The sequence below is a fragment of the Pseudoalteromonas sp. G4 genome (assembly GCF_028875915.1).
GTDB lineage: Bacteria > Pseudomonadota > Gammaproteobacteria > Enterobacterales > Alteromonadaceae > Pseudoalteromonas.
In genome coordinates this window covers 38,975-52,292 of sequence record NZ_JAPEHW010000011.1, presented here as the reverse complement: position 1 = coordinate 52,292, position 13,318 = coordinate 38,975, and the positions used below count along the sequence as shown (strand labels likewise).

Sequence of the window (13,318 nt, the reverse complement as noted above, 5' to 3'; positions counted from 1 at the left end):
GACTTAAGTGCAGCTTATTTTAATCAGTGGTCGCTCAGGGTCAGGAAAAACTGTCGCACTTAGGGTGCTTGAAGATCTTGGCTACTATGTTGTTGATAATATTCCGGTTAATTTACTGCCATCGTTAATTCGCTCAGTCTCCGACAAATACGACAAAATTGCCGTCAGTGTTGATGCTCGTAATATGACAAAAGAGCCAGAGGAAATTGAAGAGGTATTAGACTACCTGCCTGGCTTTGCTACGCCAACACTCTTTTATCTCGACAGTGATGATAACACTCTGATTAGACGTTTCTCTGAAACACGTCGCTTACACCCGCTTTCGCTAAACAATATCTCTCTTGAAGAAGCAATTGAAGCCGAGAAGAAGCTGCTTGACCCGATTGCATCTAAGGCCGATATTTTTATTGATACAACTGATTTAAGTGTTCATCAATTAGCTGATAGCATTCGTGAAAAGGTACTTGGTAAAAAATCAAATCAGCTGATTATTACCTTTGAATCTTTTGGTTATAAACACGGCATACCTAAACATGCTGACTATGTTTTTGATGCACGATTCTTACCGAACCCGCATTGGGAGCCACACTTAAAACCGCTAACAGGGCTTGATCAGCCAGTAATCGATTTTCTTGCTAATCAACCCGTTGTACATAAGTTTGCTTGGCAAATACAAACATTTATTGAAACTTGGTTGCCCCATTTAGAACGTAACAATCGCAGTTATTTAACGGTTGCAATTGGTTGTACTGGTGGACAACATCGCTCAGTGTATTTGGCTCAAACCCTTGCAGAAAGCTTCGCCAAGCATCATAAAAATGTAAAAGCGCATCATAGAGAACAAACCAAGTCATCGTAAGGGAAGAGCATGGCCATCGAAAAACACTTTTTGATAGAAAATAAGCTTGGCTTACATGCTCGCGCTGCAACCCAGTTGGCTAAACTTGCCATGGCATTTGATGCCAAGATAAGCCTAACTCAAGGTGAGAAAACGGCGGATGCCGATAGTGTTTTAGGATTGATGTTATTAGAAAGTTCCCAAGGGAAAGAAGTGTTAGTTCGCTGTGATGGTCCAGACCAAGATCAAGCGTTACTCGCCATTGGTGATTTAATTCAAGCTAAGTTTAACGAAGACGAATAAACTGCTAACTTAACTAAAACTTTTATCTGCAATAATGCTACAATAAGTTAAAATCAAGTTAACTCTATAAATCAAAGAGTTGCAACCATTCACTCCAACCATCAACAAATAATAGGGTGAACATGCCAGAAGCACTAGAACAGGATTATTCACAAACACAACTACATGAGGTCACAAAAGCCCTAAGTAGCGGCATGTTTGTGCACGTTCGCCGCATGTTAGCACATATGCCACCCTGTGATATTGCCTTGCTTTTGGAGTCATCGCCGCATAAAAGTCGTACCGTTCTTTGGCAGCTTGTAGATCCTGATTTACAGGGCGAAACCTTAGAAGAACTTTCAGAAGATGTACGTAACGGCATCATCGCGCAAATGGATCCTGCTCTTGTTGCTGCTGCAACAGAGGAAATGGACGACGATGATTTTGCAGAAGTACTGCGTAGCTTACCTGATACTGTCTACCAAGAAGTATTGGGCTCAATGGATAAAACCGACCAAGAACGTGCAACAGTAGTTCTCTCGTATGAAGAGGAAACTGCCGGTGCACTAATGAGCACCGATACCATAACCATTCGCCCTGATGTAACACTAGATGTTGTTTTGCGTTATTTGCGTTTAAAGGGGGAGCTGCCTGAAGGTACCGATGAACTTTACGTTGTTGATAAAGAAAATAAGTTTTTAGGTGATATACAACTAGCCACGCTTCTGACTAAAAATCCTAGTCTTACAGTGCGCGAAGTGATGGATAACGAATCTGAGGCCATCCCAGTGAGTATGGGTGAGTCTGAAGTTGCACAGCTATTCGAACGTCATAATTGGATTTCTGCACCGGTTGTCGATGCAGACAGCCAATTGCTTGGTCGTATCACTATCGATGACATTGTTGATGTTATTCGTGAAGAAGCCGAGCACAGCATGATGAGCATGGCCGGTCTTGATGATGAAGAAGATACCTTTGCACCTGTTGTTAAAAGTACAAAGCGACGCTCGGTTTGGCTTGGTGTTAATTTAATTACTGCCATTTTGGCTGCATTTGTCGCCGGGTTGTTTGAATCTACGCTTGGTATTTTGCCTATTTTAGCGGTTCTTAATGGTATCGTACCTTCAATGGGCGGTATTGCAGGCAGTCAAACCCTGACGCTCGTTATTCGTGGTATTGCTGTTGGCCACATTAATGATGCCAACCAACGCTGGCTAATAGGTAAAGAGATTGCCATAGGCATGCTTAATGGTGTGATTTGGGCCTTGCTGATTGCATCCGTCGTGGCACTTTGGCAATGGAACTTCACGCTTGGTTTAGTGATCGCCTTTGCGATGTTTATGAACTTATTCGCTGCTGGCTGCGCTGGCGTAACTATCCCGCTGCTCCTTAAAAAGCTGGACATTGATCCTGCCCTTGCTGGAGGGGTTATCTTAACGACTGTGACGGATGTTGTTGGTATTTTTGCCTTCCTTGGCACAGCAACCTACTTCCTTTTACCGTGATATAAGCATTATTGCTTATATCACCTTATTTCTACTTCTTTGGTAGCAGGGTGTATTCACCAACAAATTCTGCCACAAGCTGCTCACCATCAAAGATACTAACTGGTACTTTATAAATAGCCTTTTCACCTTGCTCAAGAGACGTTAAATCACCACTGCATTTTTGTAAATCAACATTACCGCGTGGATCTTGCTTTAACGGCTTCAAATACTTAATACTTGCATCTGAAAGCACAATTGCTGCATCTACACCAATTTCTTTTAAATGAAGGTATGTAGCGCCCCAACCCGTTAAGGTTGCCAAGCTATAAATTGAGCCCGCAAACATTGTACCGTGAAGGTTTTGGTTAGCACTAAATTCAGCTGTAGTTGTAAACTGCCAATCGGTATAACTCTCAACCTTAATGCCCATAGCATCACTGATTGGAATATCTTCACGCCACGTATTTTGCAACACTTTGGTCCATTCTGGACGGCGAAACCAACCAGGGCATGAAGGACATACTTTAACCATTTTCCAGTGCTGAATATCACCATACATTAAATGTGCTTTTTCAATCACCACATAACCATGCCGTTTGTAAAAATCAACAGCGCGGTCTCTGGCAAACAGAAGTAGCTCTTTGGCACCTTGCTGCCATGCAATTTTTTCTAGTTCATGTAATAAACGACTGCCGAGGTGATGCCCACGATGATCTTTATTGACCGCCATATAGCGCACTTGTGCTTGCTCACCTGTATTCCAATGCAAACGCGCTACGCCGAGAACTTGTCCTTGCTCATTTTTAATAAAACGATGTTCAGCTTCTTGCTCAAATTCATCTTGCTCAGAGCCTCTCGGCTGCTGCCAAGGTGCACGTAATACTTGCCATCTAAGTTGATAATAATCCTGCCAATCTTGACTGCTCTGGGGTGTCGTTACTTGTAACATGGCGACTCCTTATTATTTTAATTGGCAACAGATTAACCTAAAATCGGAGAATATAAAATCATTCCATGGTAAACACTTTGGTATTAATCTAAGCTTGTTAGTGCATAGACATTACAAGAGCTTACCTTGATAAATACCGAATTTGTAAACCATTCAAATGAATTAGGAAACCTAGTTTGTTTACAGAAAACAGCTATTGGCACATGCACCATAAGGCAACTCAATAACCTTCGCTGGTTATTAATAAACAACACCTTACAATCTATATGTAATTTAGATCACCCTGAAAGCTTTTTGTTGCCCCATTTACAACAACTTGCAAATTTATGGCAACAACTAGATAAGCCAAATAAAGTATTAGAAGTAGGGCTTGGTGGTGGTGTTATTCGTAACTATTTGCAGGTTAAATATCCTCTCTGTGAGGTAATTACCATTGAAAAGAGCCCTGAAATTATCGAGCTATATCAACAATTTTTTACCAAAGAAACTAACCCTAAAATAGTAAACTCAGATATTACTTCACTCGATTTAACGGAAAAGTTCGAATGGCTCGTACTCGACTTATTCAGCCAACAAGATTGCCCTATCTTTCTTTTTCACCAAGATTTTTATTTAAAAATAAAAGAGCTCTTTATATCAAATAAAGAGCGCCATTTGTTTATCAATTTTATTTGCGAAAATACGCAACAAATAAAGCTACTGGAAGAAGTATTAAAAGAGGTGTTTGAAGTAGATGCAACTGTCTACCCAATTAAAGACTACAACAATAAAATAGTCCATTTACACTTCTAAGCGAAATGTCACTGGTCCATCATTTACTAAATGCACTTTCATATCAGCACCAAATTGCCCAGTTTGCACCTTAGCTAAACTTGCTCTAGCCTGCTTAACAAAGTACTCATAAAGCTCTTCACCTAGCGCTGGTACTGCGGCGGATGAAAAACTCGGGCGCATGCCTTTTTTGGTATCTGCAGCGAGAGTAAATTGCGATACAACAAGCAAATCGCAGCCAATGTCTTTTAAACTTAAATTCATTTTACCTTCACTGTCAGAAAAGATGCGGTAACCTGACACTTTATGCAAAAGCTTATCCGCTTTTTGCTGGTCATCCCCTTTCTCTACACCAAGCAATAATAAAATTCCCTGTTTAATTTCACCGACGACTTCACCTTCAACGACTACTTTGGCTTCACTCACCCGTTGAATTAACCCTTGCATACTACTTTTCCTCTTTTTCAACAACTAGTGGTTTATTTCTATTCCCAAACGTTTGCTGCAACGACACTGTAAACTCTGCTCCTAACAACACAACAATCCAAGATAAATATACCCATACAAATAGAATTGGAATTGTTGCCAGGGCACCATAAATTACTTCATATGATGGGAAGTTACTCACATATGCAGCAAAGCCTTTTTTGCTAAGTTCAAATAGTAATGCGGCAAACATTGCACCTGGCAGTGATGCTTTAATTGGCACACGGGTATTTGGTACCAAGGTATAAATCAACATAAAACCTGCGGTTGAAATTACATAGGGCAATAACCCCAGTAAAAAACCACTAAATCCCGGAATACCTTCATCAGCATAGGCAGCAAGGCCTACGATATATGATGTAACACCTAGGCTAGCACCTAATAAAACCGGCCCTAACGTTAACACCATCCAGTAAATAGCAAACGAAATAACCACAGGGCGCTTTTTTTGCGTACGCCAAATACGATTTAGCGTGGCATCAACATTGCGTATCAAAAAGAGTGCAACCACAATTAAAAAACCAATACCCATCGCTGTCATTTTGTTGGCATTACCGGTAAACGCACCGATATGTTCTTTAATTGTTTCAGAAGAGGTAGGAACAAAATTATTGAAAATAAAATTTTCAATCATCGCTCGAAACTCTTGAAACACAGGAAACGCAGAGAAAATAGCAAATACCACAGCCAACATAGGCACCAATGATAACAATGTAACATAGGCCAAATAGCCTGCATTTACGGTAATTTGATCATCTAAACAACGTTTTCCATACCCTTTAAACCAAAAGGCAATGTAGCTCACTCCGTTACCTAAGTGCTGAAACATCTGTGAATAATCGATTTTCTTCTGCATATTAAGCGCTACTAATAAAAAATTATTGCCATATAATAACAAGATAATGAAAAGCATAAAGAGAATTGCACACACTATGAAAAAATTACTGTTAGCTGTCGCAACCACAAGCTTATTAACCCTTTCAGGCTGTCAAACAGCCTATTATTCGGCAATGGAAAGCGTGGGTGTTCATAAACGAGATATTCTGATTGACCGAGTAGAAAAAGCAAAAGAGTCGCAACAGGAATCCCAAGAAGAATTCCAATCTGCCTATGAGCGCTTAACTACATTAATTAATTTTGACGGTGGCGAACTGCAAAAAGTTTACGACCAACTGAATGATGATTATTTAGCGAGTAAAAAATCGGCTGAAGATGTATCGAGTAAAATCAATGCCGTGGAAGACGTAGCAGAAGCACTGTTTGATGAGTGGGAAGAAGAATTAGAGCAATATTCAAACGCTAAACTAAAACGCGACAGCCAAAAGAAGCTCTCTGCAACTAAACGCCAGTTTGAACAGTTATTACGTTCAATGCGTCGCTCTGAGAGTAAAATGGAGCCAGTATTAACCGCATTAAACGACAACGTTTTATACCTAAAACACAACCTAAATGCACAAGCAATAGCCGCAATAAAAGGTGAGTTTTCAAGCTTAAAGCGCGATATTCAAACCTTAATGAGTGAAATGAATAAATCGATTGCAGATTCAAATCAGTTTATAGCGCAGATGAATAAGTAACTATTAATTAAATAAAAAGGCCGCTATTGCGGCCTTTTTTTAACTTTTAAAACTGCGCTTCAAATTAGAAGCGTACTTTAAAGTTAGTGAAGATACGACGACCTACTGCATCATATATTGCTTCTGTACCACCGCTTGCTGCAATGTAAGCAGGCGGTAACTTATCAGTTAAATTACGAATACCTACATCAATGTACGCATTATCAGTGATGTTATAAGTACCTGAAATATCATGAGTGATAATTGAACCAACATATGCCGGGTTTAAATCTTCCTCAGTATCACCATTTGGTGAAAGATCAATACGAGCAGAGCGGTCAATGAAACGTGTAGTCCACGTAACTTTCCAATCATTTAAAGCATAGTCTGCAGAGAAACGACCTTGCCATGAAGGGTCACCCATTTCACCATCTTCAACGTTTACTTCGTCAGGACGGCTTTGGAATTCAAAGTCTTCAAGTTCCATTAAATGGTTAACAAGAAGGTTGAACTTTAAGCTACCGTCGATGTTAAAGTTTGGAGCCCAGTTAAACTGTGCTTCAATACCACGAGTAGTTAATGCTGCAGCATTTAAGTAACCAGAACGAACAAGTGAAATATCAAATGTTTCAGGGTCACGGTCAACTTGATTACAGAAACCAGCATCTGGACCACCCGCTGCATCAACACAGTTATCTGCTACACTTTGTGCCGAAATAAACGAAATTGCGTCTTCGATTTCGATATCATAGTAGTCAACTGTTGCTGAGAAGTTCTCAATATACTCTGGAGTCCATACAAAACCTGCTGTTAGTGATGTAGATTCTTCAGGCATTAGATTAGGGTTACCACCACTGATCAAATCTACAGAAACGTTATCGTTTGCTTCGAAACCAGCTGGCATGCCTATAGCTGCACAGTTTGAAGCACGATCTGGATCGTCACCGATATTATCTGCATCACATGGATCGCTCACACGTGCAAAACCTGGAGATTGTGGCGAGAACGCTTCAGTAATATTAGGAGCACGAACTGCTTGACCATATGTACCACGTACACGTAATTCATCAAGTGGAGCCCACATTAAACCAACCTTCCAAGCATCTGTGCTGCCCGCATGTGAGTAATCAGCATAACGGTATGCAGCATCGAGCGTTAGTTCTTTAGCTAAGAATACATCAGCAAGGATTGGTAAACTTACTTCCACAAAACCTTCAGTTACATCGTACTCACCAAAAGAGTCTGGCGTAGCAGCTGTTGTTAAGAAACCAGCTTTTGAAAACTCATCAGTGATTGATTCTGACGTTTCTTCACGGTATTCAAAACCTGTTGCAAAACCAATTGCACCACCAGGTAAAGTTAAGAACTCAGCAGTATCAAAAGATACAGAACCACCGATAAACTGTTGAGTTATTTTATCTGTACGAGTTACGTCCGCAGAAACCCAATCACGCGCTTCAGCTGATGCATTACCTAAACCAAATGGATTATATGCAACACAGTCTGAACCGTTAACACTTGCTGGATCTGTGTATCCTTCACCTTGTGCACTTGCAACTTGGCTACGACAAGCAGCTTTGCCTGTTTCAGGATCAATAACAGAGTCTAATGCAGCAACAAAGTTATCAGGAATTAAGTCATTAAGAGTTTTACGGATATTATCCGTGCGACCATATGAGTAATAAACATCATAATCAAAGTCAGTTTCACTCAGTGTAAAGAAGCCTTGTGCACCCGTAACAAAGCGGAACAGCTCACGACGGTTATCAGCACTACGGTTACCTAGTTCATCAAAGAATTTTGAGAAACGAACCGAAGTTACACCATCGTCTAGTAGAGATTGACGTAGGTTATTGTCTAAAAATGCATTTTCTTCAACATTTACTACTACATTACCAAAACGGAAAGATGGTTGGAATTGCTGCTTGATGTCTGAACGTACGTATTTGAAATCACTGTACAAGTTAACATTTTCAGATAAGTCAAAGTTAAACGTAGAACCAACCGTTGTCTTAGCAACTTCTGGGTAAACGTTTTCGTAATCTTGACCGCTGAAACAGTACGTACAACCATCAGGGAAATTACCAAATGCAAAGCTGTTTGTCATATCACGCTCTGGCATTAATTCTGCAACACCTGCATCATTAAACGTCCAAATGCTACCAGCAGCACCAAATGGGTTAATAACACCATTACGGCTAATACGTTCTGACATTACATTTGGTACAGTTAAACGGTCTGCAATACCATCATCTTCACCTGTATCTTCAGGGTTTGCTACTGTACCCCAAGCGCTTGTTTGACGAAGGTCATTTGCCATAACTTCTTTAACATTACTTTGTTCAGCAAAGAAAGTAACGTTACCGCGACCATCAGCCATATCAGCACCAGCAACAACACCAAACTTATAGTTTTCAGTGCCTACACCTTCTGTTGAATTACCGTACTGAGCATTAAACTCAAGGCCTTCATAATCTTTACGTAAAATAACGTTAATTACACCTGAAACAGCATCAGAACCGTATATCGCAGAAGCACCGCCGGTAATGATTTCAATTGTTTGAATTAACGCTGAAGGAATAGTATTTAAATCTACTTGCGCAGAGCCCGGAGAACCTGCTACGTGACGCTTACCGTCAACAAGAACTAGTGTACGTGAAGCACCTAAACGACGTAAGTCTGCAGATGAAAGACCTGCAGCTGAGTTGCTATCGTTGTTACCTACAAGCGTATCTGTTGCACCCACAGCCGGAAGATCAGCTAGAACACTACCTAAGTCTGGTAAACCAGATTTAGCGATTTCTTCTTGACCGATTGAAATGATTGGCGTTGGTTGAGAAAGTTCTGGACGCGCAATACGAGAACCAGTTACTTGAATACGCTCAACTTCACCATCAGCGTTTGTTTCTTCTTGGGCCATTGCTGGCATAGCAGCAACAGCGCCTGCAAAAAGTGCTGATTTAACACTAATTGCTAATAAGCTTAAGTTTTTCAAAATGAGATTTCCCTGAAGTTTTCTAAATGTTATGCGTTACAAATTACACAAATATATTTCAAATTATTACAAAATGTAATTCGAACACTCTTGTTTTAACACAAAAATTACAAAAGGTGAGCTGTTATCGACAAACAACATTTTTATTAAAAACAAACTAAATTAAACGCAGGATAAAAATAAAAAAAATAAACAATCAAAAACAATAAGTTACAACAAAATAACAGTAAATATAGATTTACAGTAAAAAAACAACATTTACACTCATTTACATTTTAAACGCTTAATATCAGTGACTAATCGCTAATTTTACATTTCAAAGAGCAATTTTTAATCATTTTAGATAGAAATAATTGGTAGGAGGAGCGAAATGCAAGATTAACGGACGCTAATCTTGCGATAAATAAAATAATTAACTTTTGGTTAATATTCTCGGTAAATAACCACTTTTCTAAACTTTGCTGCATCGATTATTGACCATAAATGGAAGATACCACCAATAATTGCTGGAACTACCAAAAACCACAGTGCATAACCGCCAAATACTACAATTGCAAAAACTAATGCTGCACCGATTCGGCCTTGCACAAGTTGGCCAAGACCTGGAAAAAACACATTACAAATAGCGGCAATTACATTGCCAGCTGATCCTTGTTCTGCCATATAAACCTCTCAAATTTCCAATTTACTTAACTTAAATCAAACTCTATGCCAAATATATTTTAATATAACTTTCAGTGTGTTAGCTTTAAACAACAACTTACGAGTAATTCATTATTAGTAAGATTGACTAAAATAGAGCTAATTACACTAAATATGGAGCTTGCCATGAAATTAACATTTATCGGGGCAGCAAGTACAGTGACAGGTTCAAAACACCTGCTCGAAATTGATAATCTCAAAATCTTGATTGATTGCGGCTTATATCAAGGCATTAAAAACTATCGTACCCGCAATTGGCAATCTCTTCCATTTGATATAGCACAATTGGATGCCGTGTTATTAACCCATGCCCACATAGATCACTCTGGCTACATACCACTACTATATAAACAAGGATTTAGAGGTCCTATTTATTGTTCATATGAAACATTAAAACTATGCGAAGTGTTATTACCCGATGCCGGATTTTTACAAGAAGAAGACGCCAAATACGCTAATAAAAAGAAGTTTTCTAAGCACTCTCCTGCAGAGCCACTTTATACATTAAATGATGCTAAAAAGTCGTTGTCACTTTTTGTTCCACTAGACTTTCATCATCTGACGGAAGTATTACTTGATGTTGAGATCACTTTAAAAGCAAACGGCCACATTTTAGGCGCTTCGAGTATTGAGCTAAGAGCAAAGAATAAAACCCTGATATTCAGTGGTGATGTAGGCAGGCAAGATGACCCTATCATGTACCCACCTGAAGCTATTGCCCCGTGTGATTTATTGGTTGTTGAAGCAACCTACGGCGACAGACGACATGCCACTATAGACACAAAGCAAATCCTTGCCGATGCCATAAATGACACTTTTAAACGCGGCGGTATATTTTTAATGCCCTCTTTTGCAGTAGGTCGTGCACAATTGATTTTGCATTTAATAGCTGAGCTCAAAAAAGAACAACGTATTCCTAATGTGCCTGTTTACCTCAATAGCCCTATGGCAATTAAAGTAACCGACCTTTATGAGAAAGCACATAAACATCACAAATTAACAAAAGAGCAATGCCAAGCAATTGATGACATGACTGAGTTTGTAAAAACACAAGAAGAGTCAGAATTACTCAATAGTCGCCACTTACCTTGTATTATTGTTTCAGCCAGCGGTATGGCGAGCGGTGGTCGTGTACTCCATCACTTAAAAAGCTTATTACCAGATGATAAACACACAGTAGCATTCTTAGGTTTCCAAGCTGCGGGCACGCGAGGTGAAGCCTTAATTAATGGTGCAGAAAGAATAAAAATACATGGTGAATATGTCGAAGTACGGGCAAATGTTTTGCATTTAGATTCGCTCTCAGCACATGGCGACTACCAAGATATTCTAAATTGGCTTCAGCAAAGTGAGTCTTTACCAAAGCAAATTTATATTAATCACGGTGAGGTCAGCGCATGTGAAGCGATGCGGTGTCACATTAAAGAGCAGCTTGGTATTGATGCCAAAGTAGCTGAATATCTAGAACAAGTTGAACTTTGAAAACCCAATTTTTAGTACATCAAGGTATCTACATTGCGTTTAATGATAAATTGATGGCTGACGTTCATCGCCATCAATTTATTCAGATAAACCTACTCTCGCCGAAGGCTATCGTTACCGTTGAGCAAACATTTATAAATGCGAGTTGTTTAGTCATTGCCGCTAATGCTCATCATGCACTAAAAAGTGAGGCTCCGGTAATAACAATCTTGGTTGATAACTTTAGCGTGTTAGGCAAAAAGCTAACCCATCTAATTAGCTGTCAAAATGATACTAACAATGCTTACATTTGCTTTGAAAATGTAAAGTCCCAGCATCTTTGGCAATATTTTATAGAGCACACAGGTCATTTTGATTATGCGCTTACGGAATTATTAAATAGCCTTTTATGTGAACATACTCAAGCTACCACCACCCCAGATGCCCGCATTGACAAAGTGCTAGCACACTTAAATCACAATAACGCTGATGTTAGCCTTAAATTTTTAGCAAATTTGGTCAACTTATCTCCAAGCCGATTATCGCATTTGCTGAGTGAACACTTAGGTATGCCCTTTAAAAGCTATTTGCGATACTTAAGATTTCAACGTTTAATGCCATTGCTAGCAGGCGGCTATGACTTAACAACAGCAGCCTATGAAGTTGGTTTTAGCGATGCTGCACATCTGAGCCGAGAATGTAAAACACTGTTTGGCATAAAACCAAAGTTACTAAAAGGTCGGCTAACATTCGAGCAAGTCTAATAAATTAAAATCATGCTCAATGCCCATAATTAACCCAGAGCCTCGTGAGCTAAGCCAAGGTTGCGACAAAATATATAAACCGGATATTTTAGAAACCGTGTTTAATACGCTTTGCTCACCCACTTTCTCAGTTGTTAAATTGTTAAGCCAAGAAAAGTCATTTTTGTAGCCTGTGGCAATAATCACTTTATCTATCGATTGCCCAGCAAGTGTTACAGGCTCTTCAGACATTAACTTATTCAAATCAAAACGTTTGCAAAACATCACACCCACTTTTATTAATTGATTATTACCAATACCATCTGCTGGAAAGGGATCGCTTTTTTGTATTCTTTTTGCCAGCCAATGGTGTTTATCCAATCGGGTAATGCCAAATTTATCCAACCAAAAGAAAACATCTTTACCAAATAATCGCTGTGGCAAAAAAGAACGCAACTTTCCCGAAGATAAGAAGACCCGATTATTTTTAGCAAGCATTTTGGCAAGCTGCCGACCACTGGCACCATCGCCAATAACCAACCAATTTTCGTTTTTACATGTTAAATGCCGGTTTCCTATCGATTCGGGTGTAAACACTCTGTTTTGGTAAAAAGCATTGTTATTTAAATGCAAATTATTGGCTATTTGAAATGCGCCTGTACATACAAATAGCATTTTACTTATATAGGTTTCACCATTTTCACAGCTTAGTGTAAAGCCATTGGCATCCTTTCGCGCATCAATCACTTTGCGGCAAAACCTTATATCAAACTGAAAATTATCTGCATATTGTTTTAAATAGTCGATAAATTCTTGCTTTGTTGGATACTCGTTTACATTTCCAGTCATTTTCAAACCCGGTAACTGGCTGTAACGCTTAGAAGTAAATAAGGCTAATCCTTCATAACGTTTACGCCATGCACTGCCTACTTCACTTGATGCCTCTAAAATAATCACTTCATGGTAGCCTTTTTGCTTTAATAAATAAGCGGTTGCTAAACCTGCGTGACCTGCCCCAACAATAATTGCTTGTTTCATACCTACTCCA

Annotated in this window: 13 protein-coding genes; 7 read left to right on the top strand and 6 right to left on the bottom strand. The window is 39.4% G+C overall.

Annotated elements, in window-relative coordinates; genetic code table 11:
* The first annotated feature begins 7 nt into the window (after window positions 1-7).
* The 3 genes from rapZ to mgtE all read left to right on the top strand — a co-directional run bounded on the left by rapZ (window position 8) and on the right by mgtE (window position 2,625).
* Window positions 8-859 carry an RNase adapter RapZ gene (rapZ, locus tag ON073_RS05995; RefSeq protein ID WP_274760964.1) on the top strand — a complete coding sequence of 284 codons (852 nt, stop codon included), beginning with the start codon at window positions 8-10 and terminating at the stop codon, window positions 857-859.
* A 9-nt stretch (window positions 860-868) separates the two neighbouring features.
* Window positions 869-1,141, top strand: a complete 273-nt coding sequence (locus ON073_RS05990) for an HPr family phosphocarrier protein (protein WP_274760963.1) — start codon at window positions 869-871, stop codon at window positions 1,139-1,141.
* 122 nt (window positions 1,142-1,263) lie between these two features.
* The gene (gene mgtE, locus ON073_RS05985; RefSeq protein WP_274760962.1) at window positions 1,264-2,625 is read left to right on the top strand and encodes a magnesium transporter; all 1,362 of its coding nucleotides are present in this window, start codon (window positions 1,264-1,266) and stop codon (window positions 2,623-2,625) included.
* Between the two features lie 31 nt (window positions 2,626-2,656).
* Here the strand turns inward: mgtE and ON073_RS05980 are convergent, their stop codons facing one another.
* Window positions 2,657-3,556: a bifunctional GNAT family N-acetyltransferase/hotdog fold thioesterase gene (locus ON073_RS05980; protein WP_274760961.1), complete on the bottom strand. Its 900-nt coding sequence runs from the start codon at window positions 3,554-3,556 to the stop codon at window positions 2,657-2,659.
* A 126-nt stretch (window positions 3,557-3,682) separates the two neighbouring features.
* Here ON073_RS05980 and ON073_RS05975 point away from each other — a divergent pair, with 126 nt between their 5' ends.
* Window positions 3,683-4,348 carry an SAM-dependent methyltransferase gene (locus ON073_RS05975; protein WP_274760960.1) on the top strand — a complete coding sequence of 222 codons (666 nt, stop codon included), beginning with the start codon at window positions 3,683-3,685 and terminating at the stop codon, window positions 4,346-4,348.
* Here the strand turns inward: ON073_RS05975 and dtd are convergent.
* Both dtd and ON073_RS05965 read right to left on the bottom strand, forming a co-directional pair.
* Entirely contained in the window at window positions 4,337-4,774 is a 438-nt protein-coding gene (gene dtd / locus ON073_RS05970) for a D-aminoacyl-tRNA deacylase (protein ID WP_274760959.1), read from the bottom strand. The genes ON073_RS05975 and dtd overlap by 12 nt on opposite strands.
* A gap of 1 nt (window position 4,775) precedes the next feature.
* On the bottom strand, window positions 4,776-5,642 hold the full coding sequence (locus tag ON073_RS05965; protein WP_421974104.1) for a virulence factor BrkB family protein: 867 nt from the start codon (window positions 5,640-5,642) through the stop codon (window positions 4,776-4,778).
* Between the two features lie 103 nt (window positions 5,643-5,745).
* Here ON073_RS05965 and ON073_RS05960 point away from each other — a divergent pair, with 103 nt between their 5' ends.
* Complete coding sequence (locus ON073_RS05960) at window positions 5,746-6,390, top strand: DUF2959 domain-containing protein (RefSeq protein WP_274760957.1); 645 nt, start codon at window positions 5,746-5,748, stop codon at window positions 6,388-6,390.
* Between the two features lie 64 nt (window positions 6,391-6,454).
* Here ON073_RS05960 and ON073_RS05955 read toward each other — a convergent pair whose 3' ends face one another.
* Window positions 6,455-9,364, bottom strand: a complete 2,910-nt coding sequence (locus tag ON073_RS05955) for a TonB-dependent receptor domain-containing protein (RefSeq protein WP_274760956.1) — start codon at window positions 9,362-9,364, stop codon at window positions 6,455-6,457.
* Between the two features lie 423 nt (window positions 9,365-9,787).
* Window positions 9,788-10,027 carry a hypothetical protein gene (locus ON073_RS05950; RefSeq protein WP_274760955.1) on the bottom strand — a complete coding sequence of 80 codons (240 nt, stop codon included), beginning with the start codon at window positions 10,025-10,027 and terminating at the stop codon, window positions 9,788-9,790.
* A 165-nt stretch (window positions 10,028-10,192) separates the two neighbouring features.
* On the opposite strand from ON073_RS05950, the gene ON073_RS05945 reads away from it, so the two are divergent.
* On the top strand, window positions 10,193-11,548 hold the full coding sequence (locus ON073_RS05945; RefSeq protein WP_274760954.1) for an MBL fold metallo-hydrolase RNA specificity domain-containing protein: 1,356 nt from the start codon (window positions 10,193-10,195) through the stop codon (window positions 11,546-11,548).
* Window positions 11,545-12,291, top strand: coding sequence for a helix-turn-helix domain-containing protein (locus tag ON073_RS05940; protein WP_274760953.1), 747 nt, complete (start codon window positions 11,545-11,547; stop codon window positions 12,289-12,291). Before ON073_RS05945 ends, ON073_RS05940 begins: the two co-directional genes overlap by 4 nt.
* Here ON073_RS05940 and ON073_RS05935 read toward each other — a convergent pair.
* Entirely contained in the window at window positions 12,271-13,308 is a 1,038-nt protein-coding gene (locus ON073_RS05935) for an NAD(P)-binding domain-containing protein (protein ID WP_274760952.1), read from the bottom strand. The genes ON073_RS05940 and ON073_RS05935 overlap by 21 nt on opposite strands.
* Window positions 13,309-13,318 lie beyond the last annotated feature (10 nt).